18 protein-coding genes, 2 pseudogenes and 1 riboswitch are annotated in these 18081 nt (G+C 55.7%); of the genes and pseudogenes, 9 read left to right on the top strand and 11 right to left on the bottom strand.

Features of this window, described 5'->3' with window-relative positions; all coding sequences use genetic code 11:
* Positions 1–106: 106 nt before the first annotated feature.
* Positions 107–214, bottom strand: a pseudogene (locus tag ACLD4K_RS20825) (IS481 family transposase); the annotation flags it as partial.
* Between ACLD4K_RS20825 and ACLD4K_RS20820 the strand changes: the two are divergent.
* Positions 197–383, top strand: a pseudogene (locus ACLD4K_RS20820) (hypothetical protein); the annotation flags it as partial. The pseudogenes ACLD4K_RS20825 and ACLD4K_RS20820 overlap by 18 nt on opposite strands.
* A gap of 153 nt (positions 384–536) precedes the next feature.
* Here the strand turns inward: ACLD4K_RS20820 and thiH are convergent.
* The 7 genes from thiH to rsd form a co-directional block, all read right to left on the bottom strand.
* Positions 537–1670, bottom strand: a complete 1134-nt coding sequence (gene thiH, locus ACLD4K_RS20815) for a 2-iminoacetate synthase ThiH (protein ID WP_411012432.1) — start codon at positions 1668–1670, stop codon at positions 537–539.
* Positions 1667–2437 carry a thiazole synthase gene (gene thiG / locus ACLD4K_RS20810; protein ID WP_021001003.1) on the bottom strand — a complete coding sequence of 257 codons (771 nt, stop codon included), beginning with the start codon at positions 2435–2437 and terminating at the stop codon, positions 1667–1669. The genes thiH and thiG overlap by 4 nt, the downstream gene beginning before the upstream one ends.
* Before the next feature lies 1 nt (position 2438).
* Entirely contained in the window at positions 2439–2639 is a 201-nt protein-coding gene (gene thiS / locus ACLD4K_RS20805) for a sulfur carrier protein ThiS (protein WP_080213300.1), read from the bottom strand.
* Positions 2620–3378 (bottom strand): thiazole biosynthesis adenylyltransferase ThiF, encoded by a 759-nt coding sequence (gene thiF / locus ACLD4K_RS20800; protein WP_411012431.1) that lies wholly within the window; start codon positions 3376–3378, stop codon positions 2620–2622. The genes thiS and thiF overlap by 20 nt, the downstream gene beginning before the upstream one ends.
* Positions 3371–4006: a thiamine phosphate synthase gene (gene thiE / locus ACLD4K_RS20795; protein WP_411012430.1), complete on the bottom strand. Its 636-nt coding sequence runs from the start codon at positions 4004–4006 to the stop codon at positions 3371–3373. The genes thiF and thiE overlap by 8 nt, the downstream gene beginning before the upstream one ends.
* Positions 4006–5901: a phosphomethylpyrimidine synthase ThiC gene (gene thiC / locus ACLD4K_RS20790; protein ID WP_411012429.1), complete on the bottom strand. Its 1896-nt coding sequence runs from the start codon at positions 5899–5901 to the stop codon at positions 4006–4008. The genes thiE and thiC overlap by 1 nt, the downstream gene beginning before the upstream one ends.
* A gap of 86 nt (positions 5902–5987) precedes the next feature.
* A riboswitch (TPP riboswitch) is annotated at positions 5988–6205 on the bottom strand.
* Between the two features lie 51 nt (positions 6206–6256).
* Entirely contained in the window at positions 6257–6745 is a 489-nt protein-coding gene (gene rsd, locus ACLD4K_RS20785; protein WP_411012428.1) for a sigma D regulator, read from the bottom strand.
* A gap of 92 nt (positions 6746–6837) precedes the next feature.
* Between rsd and nudC the strand changes: the two genes are divergently transcribed.
* The 6 genes from nudC (at position 6838) to ACLD4K_RS20755 (ending at position 11192) form a co-directional block, all read left to right on the top strand.
* Positions 6838–7611: an NAD(+) diphosphatase gene (gene nudC / locus ACLD4K_RS20780; RefSeq protein WP_000373960.1), complete on the top strand. Its 774-nt coding sequence runs from the start codon at positions 6838–6840 to the stop codon at positions 7609–7611.
* Positions 7612–7651: 40 nt separating this feature from the next.
* Positions 7652–8716 (top strand): uroporphyrinogen decarboxylase, encoded by a 1065-nt coding sequence (hemE, locus tag ACLD4K_RS20775; protein ID WP_000137619.1) that lies wholly within the window; start codon positions 7652–7654, stop codon positions 8714–8716.
* 9 nt (positions 8717–8725) lie between these two features.
* Positions 8726–9397: a deoxyribonuclease V gene (gene nfi / locus ACLD4K_RS20770; protein ID WP_000362359.1), complete on the top strand. Its 672-nt coding sequence runs from the start codon at positions 8726–8728 to the stop codon at positions 9395–9397.
* Positions 9398–9438: 41 nt separating this feature from the next.
* Complete coding sequence (locus tag ACLD4K_RS20765; RefSeq protein ID WP_000940092.1) at positions 9439–10029, top strand: YjaG family protein; 591 nt, start codon at positions 9439–9441, stop codon at positions 10027–10029.
* Positions 10030–10215: 186 nt separating this feature from the next.
* On the top strand, positions 10216–10488 hold the full coding sequence (hupA, locus tag ACLD4K_RS20760; protein WP_001044509.1) for a nucleoid-associated protein HU-alpha: 273 nt from the start codon (positions 10216–10218) through the stop codon (positions 10486–10488).
* Between the two features lie 11 nt (positions 10489–10499).
* Entirely contained in the window at positions 10500–11192 is a 693-nt protein-coding gene (locus ACLD4K_RS20755) for a DUF1481 domain-containing protein (RefSeq protein WP_001083930.1), read from the top strand.
* A 41-nt stretch (positions 11193–11233) separates the two neighbouring features.
* Here ACLD4K_RS20755 and zraP read toward each other — a convergent pair whose 3' ends face one another.
* The gene (gene zraP, locus ACLD4K_RS20750; RefSeq protein ID WP_000828129.1) at positions 11234–11689 is read right to left on the bottom strand and encodes a zinc resistance sensor/chaperone ZraP; all 456 of its coding nucleotides are present in this window, start codon (positions 11687–11689) and stop codon (positions 11234–11236) included.
* A 253-nt stretch (positions 11690–11942) separates the two neighbouring features.
* Here zraP and zraS point away from each other — a divergent pair, with 253 nt between their 5' ends.
* A complete protein-coding gene (gene zraS / locus ACLD4K_RS20745) occupies positions 11943–13325 on the top strand; it encodes a two-component system sensor histidine kinase ZraS (protein ID WP_411012427.1) in 1383 nt (460 codons plus the stop codon).
* Between the two features lie 5 nt (positions 13326–13330).
* On the top strand, positions 13331–14656 hold the full coding sequence (zraR, locus tag ACLD4K_RS20740) for a sigma-54-dependent response regulator transcription factor ZraR (protein WP_411012426.1): 1326 nt from the start codon (positions 13331–13333) through the stop codon (positions 14654–14656).
* Here the strand turns inward: zraR and purD are convergent.
* A complete protein-coding gene (gene purD, locus ACLD4K_RS20735; protein WP_411012425.1) occupies positions 14653–15942 on the bottom strand; it encodes a phosphoribosylamine--glycine ligase in 1290 nt (429 codons plus the stop codon). The genes zraR and purD overlap by 4 nt on opposite strands.
* 15 nt (positions 15943–15957) lie before the next feature.
* Complete coding sequence (gene purH / locus ACLD4K_RS20730) at positions 15958–17547, bottom strand: bifunctional phosphoribosylaminoimidazolecarboxamide formyltransferase/IMP cyclohydrolase (RefSeq protein WP_411012424.1); 1590 nt, start codon at positions 17545–17547, stop codon at positions 15958–15960.
* Between the last annotated feature and the right edge of the window lie 534 nt (positions 17548–18081).

The following is an 18081-nucleotide window of genomic DNA, read 5'->3' as shown; positions in this document are numbered from 1 at the left end:
TGGGGACTCACTCCCTTGCCGCCTTTAAGCAACTCGAATTATTTTGGGTATATTATTTCAGACCTGATCTCACAGTTACCGGTTATTTATACAGATATCTGTCAGATTACATCTGGCTTAAATTTTTCTCAGCCCAGATGCGTTTTCCATCAAGTAACGTTACCATCGGCGTCCGGCCGCAACACATTTTTCCCTGATGGGTTCGCCCCTGATTCCCGTTGTTCTGGGGCATCATTTTATGGACAAAAACGATCAGCAGACACGGTTGGAAGAGGGGGGCGCCAGCGAAATTACAGTCAGGAACGCTGCCCGAAAACTTCAAGTTCACCGCTATTTCGATAATCCAGTGGCCAGCCCTCGGTCGTCAGTTACTGATGAAGGGGAGAAGGCTGGGCAAAAATGAGGAAGGGTTAATTTGCCCTGGTCAGCTTCCGTTGCTGACGATGACAAAATAAAAAAACGGGAGATCGATAACCATCTCCCATTTTTCACATTACGTACTCGTTCGTGAAATATTAATGCGTTTACATACGGGTTCACCGCATTTGCGAAGCGCGCCCCAGCCAACTGTCCCAGTCTTTCCACACGGGCTGTAACCCTTGCGCGCTTAACGCGCTTGCTACGGTTTCAGGCCGACGGGCATCGTGGGGAGAAAACTGCTCCAGTTCAGGATGATCGTCAGCGTAGCCGCCGGGCTGGGTTTTTGAGAAGGCGCTGACGTTGTTGATTGCCAGAGGAATCACATGGTCACGGAACCACGGCGATTCGCGGGTGGAGAGTGATAATTCAATTTCCGGCACCAATAACCGGAAAGCGCAAATCGTTTGCACCAGTTGCTTTTCATCCATCACAGATGCGGGTTCCACACCGCCAGTACACGGGCGCAGACGCGGGAAGGAAACAGAGTAGCGACTCTGCCAGTACTGTTTCTGCATCCACAGCACATGTTCAGCTACCATATAGCAATCCACCCGCCAGTTGTCCGACAGACCAATTAGCGCGCCAAGACCGATTTTGTCGATACCTGCCCGGCCTAACCGATCCGGCGTTTCCAGCCGCCAGAAAAAGTCCTGTTTCTTTCCCTTCAGGTGATGCTGTGCATAGATTGTCTCATGATAAGTCTCCTGATAAACCATCACGCCATCAAGTCCGAGCGTTTTCAGTTCGGCATACTCCTCGGTCGCCAGCGGCTGGACTTCCATCTGTAATGATGAAAATTGACGGCGGATGGCGGGTAAATGACGGCGAAAATAGTCCATTCCTACTTTGGCCTGATGTTCGCCAGTCACCAGCAACAGATGCTCAAAGCCCAGTTTACGGATAGCATCGCACTCCCTTTGAATATCCACCTCATCCAGCGTTTTACGCTTAATGCGGTTGCTCATCGAAAAACCGCAGTAGGTACAGTCGTTGGCACAGAGGTTTGAGAGATAAAGCGGCACGTAAAAGCTGACGGTATTGCCAAAGCGTTGTCGGGTCAGCTTTTGTGCCCGCTGCGCCATCGGTTCCAGATAATCGGCGGCGGCGGGGGAGAGCAGCGCCATCAGGTCGTCACGACTTAGCTGTGGAGCGTTAAGAGCCCGCTCTACGTCGGCGGCGGTTTTACCGTTGATGCGCAGGCGGATATCGTCCCACTCCAGCTGCCGCCAGCGGTCGGTGAAGGTTTTCATGCTAACGCCTCCAGAAATCCGGTGAGCGGGCTGGTGGCGCTGGCGTAGGGGCTACGATTACCCGGCACCGCCTGACGCGCCAGTACTCCCGCTTCTACAGCCAGACGGAAAGCGGTTGCCATCATCACCGGATCGTCGGCCACAGCAATTGCCGTGTTGACCAGTACCGCATCAGCGCCCATTTCCAGCGCCTGCGCCGCGTGGCTGGGGACGCCGATCCCGGCGTCGACCACCACCGGCACGGTGGACTGCTGGATAATAATCTCCAGCATGGCTTTGGTTTCCAGCCCCTGGTTAGAACCAATCGGCGCGCCGAGCGGCATTACCGCCGCGCAGCCGACCTCTTCCAGCCGCTTGCACAACACCGGGTCCGCGCCACAGTAAGGCAGTACCACAAAACCCTGCTTCACCAGCGCCTCGGCGGCTTTTAGCGTTTCGATCGGATCCGGCAAGAGCCAACGGGCGTCCGGGTGGATTTCTAATTTCAGCCAGTGGGTGCCCAGCGCTTCACGCGCCAGTTGGGCGGCGAAGATCGCCTCTTCGGCGGTTTTCGCCCCGGAGGTATTGGGCAGCAGCGTGACGCCCGCTTCAATCAGCGGCGCCAGAATCGCATCGTTATGCTGGCGCAGGTCCACGCGCTTCATCGCCAGCGTCACCAACTGGCTGCCGGAGGCGCGAATCGCCTCGACCATCAGCTGCGATGAAGCAAATTTTCCAGTGCCGGTGAACAGATGTGAATCAAACGTTTTGTCGGCAATACGTAACATATCAACCTCCTGCAATAACCTGAAAAAGCAGGATCTGGTCGCCTTCCTGCACGATTTGCTGCTGCCACTGCTCGCGCGGCAGGATCTGCTGATTGAGCGCCAGCGCCGCGCCCGGTTTAAGCTGATTGAGTTGCGTGAGCAGCTCACTGACGGTTTGCCCTGCGGCGCACTGCATCGGTTCATCATTGAACTGAATCTGCATATCGCCCTCCGCATACCGGACAGCCGCTGGCGCGACGCAGCGCCAGGCTGCGCCACTGGCTGGTTTTACCGTCAAAGAGGCGTAGCTCTCCGCTGGGCGTCTCAATACCGCTGAGTAATTTAATCGCCTCCAGCGCCTGCAAGGTGCCCATCACGCCAACAACCGGTCCGACGATACCGGCGGTACGGCAGTTGCGTTCAGGCTCGACATCATCTGGCCACAGGCAGCGGTAACAGCCTTGTTCCCACGGTGGCGTGAGGACCATTAGCTGGCCGCCAAAGCCGACGGCGCTGGCGGTGATGAGTGGGGTATTGAGCGCGACGCAGGCGGCGTTAATTTCCTGGCGCGTGGCCATGTTATCGGTACAGTCGAGCACCACGTCGGCCCGCGCGACCGCCTGCCGGAGCGCCTCGCCTTGCAGCCGCTGTTGGAGCGACACCAGTTCGATATCCGGGTTGAGCTGCGTCAGGCGCTGCTGGGCGACCTGAGATTTTGAACGCGCGATATCATCGGTGGTAAACAGGATCTGGCGCTGCAAATTGCTCAGATGAATGTCGTCATCGTCCGCCAGCGTCAGCGTGCCAACGCCTGCGCCCGCCAGATAGAGCGCCGCGGGCGAACCTAACCCGCCTAAGCCGACAATCAATACATGGCTATTGAGCAACTTTTGCTGGCCTTCAATCGCGATATCGCCGAGCAGGATCTGCCGGCTGTAGCGCATAAAATCGCGGTCATTCATCGCCAACTCCCGCAATAGCCAGTAATTGCGCGGTAGCGGCGCGCCAGTCGGCGGCCTGAGTAATGGCGCTAACCACAGCCACGCTGCCGACGCCGGTCGCTATTACCGCCGGGGCGCGTTCAAGGCTGATGCCGCCGATCGCGACGGTCGGGTAATCCGCCAGTCGTTCAATATGACTGGCCAGCTGCGCCAGCCCCTGCGGGGAGGAAGGCATCTGCTTGGTTTGCGTCGGGAAGACGTGGCCGAGTGCGATATAAGAAGGCTTAGCGGCGAGCGCGATGTCTATTTCCATACCATCGTGCGTGGATACCCCCAGGCGTAGCCTCGCCGCCTGAATCGCCTTCAGGTCGGTGGTTTCGAGATCTTCCTGGCCCAGATGTACGCCGTAGGCGTTGTGCTTAATCGCCAGCCGCCAGTAATCGTTGATAAACAGCCGGGCGTCATAACGACGCCCCAGTGCGATGGCGGCGATAACGTCGGCTTCCACCTCTTCATCGCGCTTATCTTTGATACGCAACTGGATGGTGCGCACGCCCGCCTCCAGTAGACGCTCAATCCATTCCATGCTGTCTACCACCGGGTAAAGCCCGAGGCGAAACGGTACGGTCGGGAAATCAGGCTGATACATCAGGCTTTCTCCCGTTTGAGATAAATTTCGCCGCCTTTGGCGCGGAAGTTTTCCGACATATCCGCCATCCCCACTTCAATGGTTTGCGCGGCGGCGTAATCACGCACTTCCTGGCTGATTTTCATCGAGCAGAATTTCGGCCCGCACATGGAGCAGAAGTGGGCAATCTTGCCGGACTCCTGTGGCAGGGTTTCATCGTGATAAGCGCGGGCGGTGAACGGGTCGAGCGCGAGGTTAAACTGGTCTTCCCAGCGGAATTCAAAGCGCGCTTTCGACATGGCGTTATCGCGGATCTGCGCGCCCGGATGTCCTTTGGCTAAGTCAGCGGCGTGGGCGGCGATTTTGTAGGTGATCAGCCCCTGCTTCACATCTTCTTTGTTTGGCAGGCCGAGATGTTCTTTCGGCGTCACGTAACACAGCATCGCACAGCCGAACCAGCCGATCATCGCCGCGCCAATGCCGGAGGTGAAGTGGTCATAGCCCGGCGCGATATCGGTAGTCAGCGGCCCTAAGGTGTAGAACGGCGCTTCATGGCAGTGCTCCAGCTCTTCGGTCATGTTGCGCTGAATCATATGCATCGGCACGTGGCCCGGGCCTTCAATCATCACCTGCACGTCGTATTCCCAGGCGATTTTGGTCAGCTCGCCCAGCGTATGCAGCTCGGAGAATTGCGCTTCGTCGTTGGCGTCCTGAATGGAGCCGGGGCGCAGGCCGTCGCCCAGCGACAGGGAAACGTCGTAGGCGGCGCAGATTTCGCAAATCTCGCGGAAATGTTCGAACAGGAAGTTCTCTTTGTGATGGGAGAGACACCACTTCGCCATGATCGAACCGCCGCGCGAGACAATCCCGGTCAGGCGTTTGGCGGTCATCGGCACGTAGCGCAGCAGCACGCCCGCGTGGATGGTGAAGTAGTCGACGCCCTGTTCGGCCTGCTCCAGCAGCGTGTCGCGGAACGCTTCCCAGGTAAGATCTTCGGCGATCCCGTTGACCTTCTCCAGCGCCTGGTAGATCGGTACAGTACCGATCGGTACCGGGCTGTTACGCAGGATCCACTCACGGGTTTCGTGAATATAGCGACCGGTGGAGAGATCCATTACCGTATCCGCGCCCCAGCGGGTTGACCACACCAGCTTCTCCACCTCTTCTTCGATGGAGGAGGTGACTGCCGAGTTGCCGATGTTGGCATTCACTTTGACCAGGAAGTTGCGGCCAATAATCATCGGCTCCGATTCCGGGTGGTTGATGTTGGCAGGAATAATCGCGCGGCCCGCAGTCACTTCATCACGTACGAATTCCGCCGTAATGTTTTCCGGCAGGCGCGCGCCAAAGTTCATCCCCGGATGCTGGTGGCGCAGTACTTCACTGCGGATACGCTCCCGGCCCATGTTTTCACGGATGGCGATGAACTCCATTTCGGGAGTGACGATCCCCTGGCGGGCATAATGAAGTTGCGTCACGCGGTGTCCGGCTTTGGCGCGTTTTGGCGTTAACAGACCGGTAAAACGCAGATCGTTCAGGCCATCGTCGGCCAGACGTTCTCTGGTGTAAGCCGAGCTACGGTCGTCTAATTCTTCGCTATCGTTACGTGCGTCAATCCACGGCTGGCGCAGTTTCGCCAGACCCTGCTGGACGTTAATCGCCACCTCAGGATCGCCATAGGGACCGGAGGTGTCGTACACCGGCACGGGTTCGTTCTCTTCAAACTGCGGGTTGTCTTTACTGCCGCCGATGAGCGTCGGGCTAAGTTGAATTTCGCGCATCGGTACGCGAATATCATGCTGCGAACCGGTCACGTAGATGCGTTTCGAGTTGGGAAACGCGGTGCCTTCCAGCGTATCGATAAAATGCTGAGCTTTAGCGCGCTGCTCGCGGCGGGTTAACGTTGTTGTAGACATAGCTCATTCCAAAAAATTAAGGACGTGGCTTGTCAGACGACGGATGGAGTAATGGATGTGCGCCGCCCGTAAAGGCAGCAGCATAAAGCAGAATTACTCTTGTTCCCTTCGCAGGTATTAACCTGATCAGGTTCCGCGGATCCCGAATTAACGGTCTCAGCCTTTTCCACTTCATCCTTCGCGCTGCCTCTTCGTTGGCTTCGTCCGCTCACTCCAGTCACTTACTTATGTAAGCTCCTGGAGATTCACCGACTTGCCGCATCACGAACGCTTTTGTGGAAAATTAGCACTCCGACAAGATAACCGCCCCTCCGAAGAGGGGGCAGAAGTAAACTACCCGTTACTCGCGCAGAACTCAAGCAGGGCGTTTGATCCTGGCACTGCCATGCGCCGCCTCCAGGACCAGCATAATCAGCTTATCTTCCAGCACAAAGCGAGCTTCCAGCGCTTCGCCGATATCTGACAGTGCTTGTTGAAATTCGAGACAATTATCGTGATCAATGGCAGTTTCCAGGCTGGAGTCGTAATAACCCATAATGCGCTGCGTATTATCTTCCAGCAGCGGCCAGATTTTTGCCGCATGTAAAAGCTGACCGTTTCCTTCCAATTTATGGAGAATACGTTCATAAATACTGAAGTGCCCGGCGGAAAGGTAATCGACCAGGCTCTGACAAAAATCATCCAGCGCTTTTTCATTCAGCCGCATGTACGATTCTTTGCCAGGCTTAATGCCAACCAAATTGTAGTAAGCCACGAGCAGGTGCTTACGTACATCCAGCCAGCGATCGACCAGTTTGTTGCTTCCGCCAACGCGCTCCGTCAGGGTTTCCAGCTGGTTTAGCATGATTGTCTCCGCAAGTTAGATAAAGGCTGCTCGCCATGAATGTAAAAATAATGTTAACAAAATGCCAGTGAAGCAAAGGTAGTGCAAGAGCTATGGATCGTATAATTGAAAAATTAGAGAGTGGCTGGTGGATCGTCAGCCATGAACAAAAATTATGGTTGCCGTATGGGGAATTACCACACGGGCTGGCGGCAAATTTCGATCTTGTGGGGCAGCGCGCACTCCGGATAGGTGAATGGCAAGGCGAGCCCGTCTGGCTGGTGTTACAGCATCGACGCCATGATATGGGATCGGTTCGCCAGGTTATCGATCAGGATGCAGGGCTGTTCCAACTGGCGGGACGTGGCGTACAGTTGGCGGAGTTTTATCGGTCGCATAAATTTTGCGGCTATTGTGGGCATCCTATGCACCCGAGTAAAACCGAATGGGCGATGCTGTGCAGCCATTGTCGCGAGCGTTACTACCCGCAAATCGCCCCCTGCATTATTGTTGCCATTCGCCGTGAGGATTCTATTCTACTTGCCCGGCATGTTCGCCACCGCAACGGCGTGCATACGGTACTGGCCGGGTTTGTTGAAGTCGGCGAAACCTTAGAGCAAGCGGTCGCGCGCGAAGTGATGGAGGAGAGCGGGATTAAGGTGAAAAATCTGCGCTATGTGACTTCCCAGCCGTGGCCTTTCCCGCAGTCGCTGATGACGGCGTTTATGGCGGAGTATGACAGCGGCGAGATTGTCATCGACCCGAAAGAGCTGTTGGAAGCAAATTGGTATCGTTATGACGATCTGCCGCTACTGCCGCCGCCGGGCACCGTCGCGCGCCGTTTGATCGAAGATACGGTGGCAATGTGTCGGGCTGAATATGATTGACATGTTACACTGGGCGCATCAACGCTAAAGGAATGTAAAAATGACCGAACTCAAAAACGATCGTTATCTACGTGCGCTGCTGCGCCAGCCCGTTGATGTTACGCCAGTGTGGATGATGCGCCAGGCGGGCCGTTATCTACCGGAGTACAAAGCCACTCGCGCTCAGGCGGGCGATTTTATGTCGCTGTGCAAAAATGCCGAACTGGCCTGCGAGGTCACTTTACAGCCGCTGCGCCGTTATCCGCTTGATGCGGCGATCCTTTTCTCGGATATCCTGACGATTCCGGACGCGATGGGCCTGGGGCTCTATTTTGAAGCCGGGGAAGGCCCGCGCTTTACGGCTCCTGTCACCTGCAAAGCCGATGTCGATAAGCTGCCTATTCCCGATCCGGAAGATGAACTGGGTTATGTGATGAATGCGGTGCGTACGATTCGCCGCGAACTAAAAGGCGAGGTTCCGCTGATCGGCTTCTCCGGCAGCCCGTGGACGCTGGCGACTTACATGGTGGAAGGCGGCAGTAGCAAAGCCTTCACGGTGATTAAAAAGATGATGTACGCTGACCCGCAGGCGTTGCATCTGCTGCTGGATAAGTTGGCGAAAAGCGTCACGCTGTACCTCAACGCGCAAATCAAAGCGGGCGCGCAGTCGGTGATGATTTTCGACACCTGGGGCGGCGTGCTGACTGGCCGCGATTACCAGCAGTTCTCCCTCTACTACATGCATAAAATCGTCGATGGCCTGCTGCGTGAAAACGACGGTCGCCGCGTGCCGGTAACGCTGTTCACTAAAGGTGGCGGTCAGTGGCTGGAGGCGATGGCGGAAACCGGCTGCGATGCGCTGGGTCTCGACTGGACGACAGATATCGCCGATGCGCGCCGTCGCGTTGGCCATAAAGTGGCGCTGCAGGGCAATATGGACCCGTCCATGCTGTATGCGCCGCCGGCACGGATCGAAGACGAAGTAGCGACTATACTTGCTGGCTTCGGTCAGGGAGAAGGGCACGTCTTTAACCTTGGACATGGCATCCATCAGGATGTGCCGCCAGAACATGCTGGCGCATTTGTGGAGGCAGTGCACCGACTTTCTGCGCAGTATCACAACTAAGGAGTTAGTATGGATCTCGCGTCGCTACGTGCTCAACAGATAGAACTTGCTTCATCGGTTTGCCGCGAAGATCGGTTGGACAAAGATCCGCCAGCGTTTATCGGCGGGGCGGACGTCGGTTTTGAGCAGGGCGGCGAGGTGACGCGGGCGGCGATGGTATTGCTGAAATATCCGTCGCTTGAACTGGTAGAGTACAAGGTGGCGCGTATTGCCACCACTATGCCGTATATCCCCGGCTTTCTCTCTTTTCGTGAATATCCTGCGCTGCTGGCGGCGTGGGAACAGCTCTCGCAAAAGCCCGATTTGCTGTTTGTAGACGGTCACGGTATTTCGCATCCGCGTCGGCTTGGCGTCGCCAGTCATTTTGGACTGTTGGTGGACGTACCGACCATCGGCGTGGCGAAAAAACGGCTATGCGGTAAATTTGAACCGCTTTCCGCCGAACCTGGCGCACTTAGTCCCTTAATGGATAAAGGCGAGCAACTGGCGTGGGTATGGCGCAGCAAGGCGCGCTGTAATCCGCTGTTTATCGCGACGGGGCACCGGGTCAGTACTGACAGCGCGCTGGCGTGGGTACAGCGCTGTATGAAAGGGTATCGCCTGCCGGAGCCGACGCGCTGGGCGGATGCCGTCGCTTCCGGGCGTCCGGCGTTTGTTCGTTGGCAAGAAATTCAGCGCTGATTCAGGTAAACTGCCGCTAATTTCCGATTCGAGATTCCATCATGTTACAAAACCCGATTCATTTGCGTCTGGAGCGGCTGGAAAGCTGGCAGCACGTTACTTTTATGGCCTGCTTGTGCGAGCGCATGTACCCGAACTACGCCATGTTTTGCAAGCAGACGGAATTCGGCGACGGACAGATCTACCGTCGCATTCTGGATCTGATCTGGGAAACCCTGACGGTGAAAGATGCGAAGGTCAATTTCGATAGTCAACTGGAGAAGTTTGAAGAGGCAATTCCGGCAGCCGACGACTATGATCTGTACGGCGTTTACCCGGCGATTGACGCCTGCGTCGCATTAAGTGAATTAATGCATTCTCGTCTTAGCGGCGAAACGCTGGAACACGCTATTGAGGTTAGTAAGACTTCCATTACTACGGTGGCGATGTTGGAAATGACTCAGGCTGGTCGGGAAATGACCGATGAGGAGCTCAAAACGAACCCTGCCGTTGAACAGGAATGGGATATTCAGTGGGAAATATTCCGACTTTTAGCCGACTGCGAAGAACGCGATATTGAACTGATAAAAGGGCTCAGGGCAGACCTGCGCGAGGCTGGTGAGAGCAATATCGGTATAAATTTTCAGCAATGACACCAGAAAACGTGATTTAACGTCTGATTTGTCGTGCCATAAGGCTTCCCTTATGCCCCCCGTCTGGTCTACATTTGGGAGGCGAAAAAAAGTGGCTATCGGTGCGTGTATGCAGGAGAGTGCTTTTCTGGCATTTCCGTCGCACTCGATGCTTAGCAAGCGATAAACACATTGTAAGGATAACTTATGAACAAGACTCAACTGATTGATGTAATTGCAGACAAAGCAGAACTGTCCAAAACCCAGGCTAAAGCTGCTCTGGAATCCACTCTGGCTGCTATTACTGAGTCTCTGAAAGAAGGCGATGCTGTACAACTGGTTGGTTTCGGTACCTTCAAAGTGAACCACCGTGCTGAGCGCACTGGCCGTAACCCACAGACCGGTAAAGAAATCAAAATCGCCGCCGCTAACGTACCGGCGTTTGTTTCTGGTAAAGCGCTGAAAGACGCAGTTAAGTAAGACGCGTAGCTGTGAACAGTTTTATCGAAGGGGCTCGTCAGCCCCTTTTGTCTGTCTGGCGTCGCGCGTTTCTGTTTTCCGGCGCGCTGTTGCTGACTGCCTGCAGTCATAACGCTTCACCGCCTCCGTTTACTGCCAGCGGCTTTGCCGGCGATCACGGCGCGGTGCGTATCTGGCGTAAAGATACGAACGATGAAGTCCATCTGCTTTCTGTTTTTAGCCCGTGGCATAGCGGCAGCACGACGACCAGTGAATATCGTTGGCAGGGTGATACGCTTTCGCTTATTGAACTCAATATTTACAGTAAACCGCCAGAACATATTCGCGCGCGTTTCGACGCTCATGGCGAACTCAGTTTTATGCAGCGTGAAGTCGGGGGGCAGAAGCAGCAGCTTTCCAACGATCAGATTGCCTTGTATCGCTATCGCGCCGAACAAATCCGTCAGACCAGCGACGCCTTGCGCCTGGGGCGGGTCATACTACGCCAGGGACGCTGGCACGCCGACCATACGGTCACCACCTGTGAAGGTGAAACGCTGAAACCGGATCTGGATTCCTGGGCAATAAGCCACATTGAGCGCCGCCAGAACCACTCATCGGTAGAGGTGAGCGTAGCATGGCTGGAGGCGCCGGAAGGATCGCAACTTTTGCTGGTGGCGAATTCAGATTTCTGTCACTGGCAGCCGCAAGCGAAAAGCTTTTGATGGAATACCGAATGGCGAAGCCGCCATTCGGCAAACATGCTTTACCAGTTTCCCATACCCATGTGACCGCCGCCGCGATGATAACCGCCGCCATAGCCGCCGCAACCGCCATAGCCCATTCCTGCGCCGCGTGGTATGCCAGCCTGCGCCATCGCGACATCCCGTTTCACGCGTTGCTCATCTAACTTCTGGCCTAATGACTCCATCTCTTTGGCAACCGCGTTAATTTTCGCAGTATCCGGCGAACTGGCGGTCAGTAGCGCGTTGTATTCATAACGTTTGGATATCAGTTGCTGGCGCAGCGCGCTGGTCTGCGTATAGTAATCATCATAAATCTTCTGCGCCGTCGCCTGCTGTTCCGTAGTTAACGGGCTACCTCCCTGTTGCCACATACCGTCATTGTTGCCCCAGTGATGCCCGGCGAAGGCGGCACCGGAGCTCAGGGCCAAAAGAGAGAGGGCGATTAGCGCGATAGCTGATTTATTGTTCCGTTTCATTTTGCGTTCTCCTGTTGCTCATCTTATCCTCTCTCTTGCATCTTCCGTGCCAGGTAACTATTCCTTTTCGGGCAGCGAGTTAACCCGCTTCAGGCGGCAAAAAGCGAGTAAAAATGACTCGCATGATCCGCTTGGCGAGTCATTTTTACCCACTCGTATCCGAAAGGGTGTGCGACAATGCGCGGTTATGCGGAGCGAAGAATGGCATGATCTCTGCTTAAGTAAGGAAAATAAAAACGAGCCGGGGAAGCCTGTGAGTTTTATACGATTACATAAAGATGCCGCTGCAACGTGGTTGAGTCGGCTGTTACCTGTGGCGATCTTCATTCTGGTGGGGCTATTTTCCATTATGGTCATTCGCGACTATGGCCGTGAGAGCGCTGCCGCCAGGCAGACGCTGCTGGAAAAGGGAAATGTACTCATTCGCGCTCTGGAGTCCGGCACGCGAGTAGGTATGGGTATGCGGATGCATCACGCGCAGCAGCAGACATTGCTGGAAGAGATGGCGGGTCAGCCAGGCGTGTTGTGGTTCGCCGTAACCGATGCGCAGGGGGTAATCATCACTCATAGCAACCCTGACATGGTGGGCAAATCGCTCTATTCCACATCTGAAATGCCTCAACTAAACCCAGGGCCGCAGGAGCGTTGGCGGCGTGTCGACGTTGCTGCTAACGGCGAGACGGTACCTGCGCTGGAAATTTACCGCCAGTTCCAGCCGCTTTTCGGTATGAGGGGCCACGGCATGGCGCGTTGCGCCAATGACGACGAACCAGCGAAACAAATTATTTTTATTGCCTTTGACGCCAGCGAGCTGACCGCGACCCAGGCAAGAGAGTGGCGTAATACGCTGATTGTTTTGTCTGCGTTAGCGACGGTGCTGTTGGCAACGTTACTGGCGTTTTTTTGGCATCAGCGTTATCAGCGTTCGCACAGAGAACTGCTTGATACAATGAAGCGTAAAGAAAAGCTGGTGGCGATGGGGCATCTGGCGGCGGGCGTCGCGCACGAAATTCGTAACCCGCTCTCGTCCATCAAAGGGCTGGCGAAATACTTTGCCGAGCGCACGCCTGCCGGCGGCGAGTCGCATGAACTGGCGCAGGTGATGGCCAAAGAGGCCGACCGTTTGAACCGGGTGGTAAGCGAATTGCTCGAACTGGTAAAGCCCGCGCATCTGACGCTCCAGGCGGTTAACCTCAATGATATTATTACTCACTCCCTGAATCTGGTCAGTCAGGATGCCCAAAACAGAGAGATTCAGTTGAGATTCACGGCGAATGAGACGCTTAAGCGTATTCAGGCTGACCCGGACAGGCTGACTCAGGTGCTGTTGAATCTGTACCTGAACGCTATTCATGCGATTGGCCACCAGGGAACGATTACCGTAGAGGCAAAAGACAGTGGGACCGACCGCGTTATCATCACTGTTACCGATAGTGGGAAAGGGATCGCTCCGGATCAGCTGGAGGCGATTTTTACGCCTTATTTTACGACTAAAGCTGACGGGACAGGCCTGGGGCTGGCGGTGGTGCAAAATATCATCGAACAGCATGGCGGCGCGATTAAGGTGAAAAGTATTGAGGGTAAAGGCGCGGTCTTTACTATCTGGTTGCCAGTGATAGCGAGACAACAGGATTAACAAGGGTGATACGCGGAAAAATCGATATTCTGGTTGTGGATGATGATGTAAGCCACTGCACGATTTTACAGGCGCTGCTTCGGGGCTGGGGCTATAACGTCGCTCTGGCCTATAGCGGGCGAGCGGCTCTGGAACAGGTGCGCGAACGCGTATTTGATTTAGTGCTGTGTGATGTACGCATGGCGGAGATGGACGGCATCACAACGCTGAAAGAGATTAAAGCGCTGAATCCGGCGATTCCGGTCTTGATCATGACAGCGTTCTCCAGCGTGGAAACCGCCGTTGAGGCGCTTAAAACCGGGGCGCTGGACTACTTAATCAAGCCGCTGGATTTTGACCGTCTGCAGGAGACGCTGGAAAAGGCGCTGGCGCATACGCGGGAAACGGGCGCTGAACTGCCATCGGCGTCGGCTGCGCAGTTTGGCATGATTGGCAGCAGTCCGGCGATGCAAAAGCTGCTCAATGAAATCGCGATGGTCGCACCATCAGACGCCACGGTATTGATTCACGGAGACTCCGGCACGGGTAAAGAGCTGGTGGCGCGGGCGCTACACGCCTGTAGCGCCAGGAGCGATAAACCGCTGGTCACGCTCAACTGCGCGGCGCTTAATGAATCGCTGCTGGAGTCCGAACTTTTTGGTCACGAGAAAGGGGCGTTTACCGGGGCGGATAAACGGCGGGAAGGTCGCTTTGTCGAAGCTGACGGCGGGACATTGTTTCTTGATGAAATCGGCGATATCTCGCCGTTAATGCAGGTACGTTTGCTGCGGGCGATTCAGGAGCGCGAAGTGCAACGCGTGGGAAGTAACCAGACGATATCTGTGGATGTTCGGTTAATTGCCGCTACCCACCGCGACCTGGCGGAAGAGGTGAGTGCCGGTCGCTTTCGCCAGGATCTCTATTACCGCCTGAATGTGGTGGCGATTGAAATGCCTTCTTTGCGCCAGCGTCGGGAAGATATTCCGCTACTGGCAGACCATTTTCTGCGGCGTTTTGCCGAACGTAACCGAAAAGCAGTGAAGGGGTTTACGCCTCAGGCGATGGATCTGCTGATCCACTACGACTGGCCGGGCAATATCCGTGAGCTGGAAAACGCTATCGAACGGTCGGTGGTGTTGCTGACGGGAGAATACATTTCTGAACGCGAATTGCCTCTCGCTATTGCCGCGACGCCGATAAAAATGGAATACAGTGGTGAGATCCAACCGCTGGTCGATGTGGAAAAAGAGGTGATTCTGGCGGCGCTGGAAAAAACGGGCGGCAACAAAACGGAAGCCGCCCGTCAATTGGGCATTACGCGCAAAACGCTGCTGGCTAAACTCAGCCGTTAGTTTTGCTCACGCTCGATGGCGCGCCAGCCGATGTCGTTACGGCTGAAGCTGCCGTCCCAGCGAATGTCGGTCATCAGGGTGTAAGCGCGTTTCTGCGCCTCAGCCACGGTGTGGCCCAGCGCGGTGGCGCACAGTACACGACCGCCGCTGGTCAACACGCGGTCGTCATCGGCGAGTTTAGTACCTGCATGGAACACTTTTCCGTCTTCTACTTCTTCCAGCGGCAGGCCGTGGATCTCGTCGCCGGTGCTGTAGCTGCCCGGATAACCGCCCGCGGCGATCACCACGCCTAATGAAGCGCGTTCGTCCCACTCGGAGGTTTTCTCATCCAGCTTGCCGTCGCAGGCGGCCAGGCAAAGCTCCACCAGGTCCGATTTCATGCGTAGCATGATCGGCTGGGTTTCCGGATCGCCGAAGCGGCAGTTGAACTCGATAACCTTCGGATTGCCCTGCTTGTCGATCATCAGACCCGCGTACAGGAAGCCGGTGTAGGTGTTACCTTCCGCAGCCATGCCTTTCACGGTTGGCCAAATGATGCGTTCCATGGTGCGCTGATGCACTTCATCCGTTACCACCGGAGCCGGTGAGTAAGCGCCCATCCCGCCGGTGTTCGGGCCGGTATCACCGTTGCCGACGCGTTTGTGGTCCTGGCTGGTGGCCATCGGCAGCACGTGCTCGCCGTCGACCATCACGATAAAGCTCGCTTCTTCGCCGTCGAGGAACTCTTCAATCACGATGCGGTGGCCTGCATCGCCAAAGGCGTTACCTGCCAGCATGTCCTGCACGGCAGCTTCGGCTTCTTCGAGCGTCATCGCCACGATAACGCCTTTACCCGCAGCCAGACCATCGGCCTTGATGACGATCGGCGCGCCTTTCTCGCGCAGATACGCCAGGGCAGGCTCAATCTCGGTGAAATTCTGGTATTCCGCCGTCGGAATCTGGTGACGGGCGAGGAAATCTTTGGTGAACGCTTTGGAGCCTTCCAGTTGCGCGGCCCCTTCGGTTGGGCCAAAGATCTTCAGACCCGCCGCGCGGAACGCATCGACCACGCCAATCACCAGCGGCGCTTCCGGGCCGACGATGGTCAGATCAATCTTCTCGTTCTGGGCAAAGCTCAGCAGCGCCGGAATATCGGTGACGCCGATAGCCACGTTCTGCAACGCGGGCTCCAGCGCGGTACCGGCATTACCCGGTGCGACAAAAACGGTATCAACCAGCGGCGACTGTGCGGCTTTCCAGGCCAGCGCGTGTTCGCGCCCGCCGTTACCAATGACTAAAACTTTCATCGTCTGCTCCCTGAATTAATGGCGGAAGTGGCGCATGTCGGTGAAGATCATCGCAATGCCGTGTTCGTCGGCGGCGGCAATCACCTCTTCGTCGCGAATCGAACCGCCAGGCTGGATAACGCAGCTCACGCCCACGGCGGCAGCAGCATCAATACCGTCACGGAACGGGAAGAAGGCGTCAGAGGCCATCGCGGAGCCTTTCACTTCCAGACCTTCGTCAGCCGCTTTAATCCCGGCGATTTTCGCGGAGTACACGCGGCTCATCTGGCCTGCGCCTATGCCGATGGTCATGTTCTCTTTGGCATACACAATGGCGTTAGATTTCACGAACTTCGCCACCTTCCAGCAGAACAGCGCGTCACGCAGCTCTTGCTCGGTCGGCTGGCGTTTGGACACCACGCGCAGTTCAGCTTCACTCACCATACCCAGATCCCTGTCCTGAACCAGCAGGCCACCGTTAACGCGTTTGAAATCCAGGCCCGGAACGCGGCTTGCCCATTGGCCGCAGGTCAGAACACGGACGTTCTGCTTAGCTGCGGTGATCTTCAGTGCTTCTTCGGTAGCGGATGGGGCGATAATCACTTCGACGAACTGGCGGGAGATGATGGCCTGCGCGGTTTCAGCATCCAGCTCGCGGTTGAAGGCGATAATGCCGCCGAACGCGGAGGTCGGGTCGGTTTTATAGGCGCGATCGTAAGCGTCGAGAATAGAGGTACTTACCGCCACGCCGCACGGGTTAGCGTGCTTGACAATTACGCAGGCCGGCTCGTTGAACGCTTTCACGCACTCCAGCGCCGCGTCGGTATCGGCGATGTTGTTGTAGGAAAGCGCTTTGCCCTGAACCTGTTGTGCGGTGGCAACGGACGCTTCTTTCACATTCTCTTCTATATAGAAGGCAGCCTGCTGGTGGCTGTTCTCGCCATAGCGCATATCCTGCTTCTTAATGAAGTTCAGATTCAGCGTACGCGGGAAGCGACCGGCGGCTTCTTTGCTTTCACCATGGTAGGCCGGAACCATGCTGCCGAAGTAGTTAGCGATCATGCTGTCGTAGGCGGCGGTGTGTTCGAAGGCTTTAATCGCGAGATCGAAACGGGTGTCGAGGGTCAGAGAGCCCTCGTTAGCATCCATCTCTTTAATAATCGCGTCGTAGTCGCTGCTCTTTACCACGATGGCCACGTCTTTATGGTTCTTCGCGGCGGAGCGAACCATCGTTGGGCCGCCGATATCGATGTTCTCTACTGCATCTTCCAGCGAGCAACCTTCGCGTGCCACGGTCTCGGCGAACGGATACAGGTTAACGACCACCATATCGATAGGGGCGATGTGGTGCTGCTCCATAATGGCATCGTCCTGACCGCGACGACCGAGGATGCCACCGTGGACTTTTGGATGCAGGGTCTTTACGCGTCCATCCATCATTTCCGGGAAACCGGTGTAATCGGAAACTTCGGTCACCGGCAGGCCTTTTTCTGCTAACAGGCGGGCGGTGCCCCCCGTAGACAGCAGCTCCACACCGCGTGCGGAAAGTGCCTGGGCAAATTCGATGATACCGGCCTTGTCAGAAACACTGAGCAGAGCGCGGCGGACTGGACGACGTTGTTGCATGGTAAATCCCCTGGATTTGACGATTACAGAGAGCGTTAGCTGAATTTTTCGTGAAAAACTCAGCTAACGCCCCTTATGGGGCATTCTCATTTTGCGGCGACATTGTAACGAAAACGTTTGCGCAACGCTCGCGAATTTTTCTTTTTAAATTCTGGACCCGCTTTTATCCCTGAAGATCGTTTGCAGAGTGAGAAGATCCAGGAAATGAACGCGCATTTTGTGGATAAGTCTGTGCGTAAATGGGTATAACCAAGGGTTTTGCTGGGGAATGCAGCAAACAGTCATTTTTCTGCAATTTTTCTATTGCGGTCAGCAGAGAACTCCCTATAATGCGCCTCCATCGACACGGCGGATGTGAATCACTTCACACAAACAGCCGGTCGGTTGAAGAGAAAAATCCTGAAATTCAGGGTTGACTCTGAAAGAGGAAAGCGTAATATACGCCACCTCGCGACGGTGAGCTGAAAGCCGCGTCGCACCTGCTCTTTAACAATTTATCAGACAATCTGTGTGGGCACTCGAAGATACGGATTC

It is taken from the genome of Salmonella sp. 741265055_HSA (assembly GCF_046569525.1).
GTDB lineage: Bacteria > Pseudomonadota > Gammaproteobacteria > Enterobacterales > Enterobacteriaceae > Salmonella > Salmonella enterica.
This window is presented reverse-complemented; position numbering and strand designations above follow the sequence as displayed.

What these genes read in the sequence shown, in the direction of transcription:
- thiH (WP_411012432.1), bottom strand. Translation starts at nt 1,670, where the DNA reads ATGAAAACCTTCACCGACCGCTGGCGGCAGCTGGAGTGGGACGATATC.
- zraP (WP_000828129.1), bottom strand. Translation starts at nt 11,689, where the DNA reads ATGAAACGGAACAATAAATCAGCTATCGCGCTAATCGCCCTCTCTCTT.
- thiC (WP_411012429.1), bottom strand. Translation starts at nt 5,901, where the DNA reads ATGTCTACAACAACGTTAACCCGCCGCGAGCAGCGCGCTAAAGCTCAG.
- hupA (WP_001044509.1), top strand. Translation starts at nt 10,216, where the DNA reads ATGAACAAGACTCAACTGATTGATGTAATTGCAGACAAAGCAGAACTG.
- purH (WP_411012424.1), bottom strand. Translation starts at nt 17,547, where the DNA reads ATGCAACAACGTCGTCCAGTCCGCCGCGCTCTGCTCAGTGTTTCTGAC.
- rsd (WP_411012428.1), bottom strand. Translation starts at nt 6,745, where the DNA reads ATGCTAAACCAGCTGGAAACCCTGACGGAGCGCGTTGGCGGAAGCAAC.
- hemE (WP_000137619.1), top strand. Translation starts at nt 7,652, where the DNA reads ATGACCGAACTCAAAAACGATCGTTATCTACGTGCGCTGCTGCGCCAG.
- ACLD4K_RS20765 (WP_000940092.1), top strand. Translation starts at nt 9,439, where the DNA reads ATGTTACAAAACCCGATTCATTTGCGTCTGGAGCGGCTGGAAAGCTGG.
- purD (WP_411012425.1), bottom strand. Translation starts at nt 15,942, where the DNA reads ATGAAAGTTTTAGTCATTGGTAACGGCGGGCGCGAACACGCGCTGGCC.
- nudC (WP_000373960.1), top strand. Translation starts at nt 6,838, where the DNA reads ATGGATCGTATAATTGAAAAATTAGAGAGTGGCTGGTGGATCGTCAGC.
- thiG (WP_021001003.1), bottom strand. Translation starts at nt 2,437, where the DNA reads ATGTTACGTATTGCCGACAAAACGTTTGATTCACATCTGTTCACCGGC.
- thiS (WP_080213300.1), bottom strand. Translation starts at nt 2,639, where the DNA reads ATGCAGATTCAGTTCAATGATGAACCGATGCAGTGCGCCGCAGGGCAA.
- nfi (WP_000362359.1), top strand. Translation starts at nt 8,726, where the DNA reads ATGGATCTCGCGTCGCTACGTGCTCAACAGATAGAACTTGCTTCATCG.
- thiE (WP_411012430.1), bottom strand. Translation starts at nt 4,006, where the DNA reads ATGTATCAGCCTGATTTCCCGACCGTACCGTTTCGCCTCGGGCTTTAC.
- thiF (WP_411012431.1), bottom strand. Translation starts at nt 3,378, where the DNA reads ATGAATGACCGCGATTTTATGCGCTACAGCCGGCAGATCCTGCTCGGC.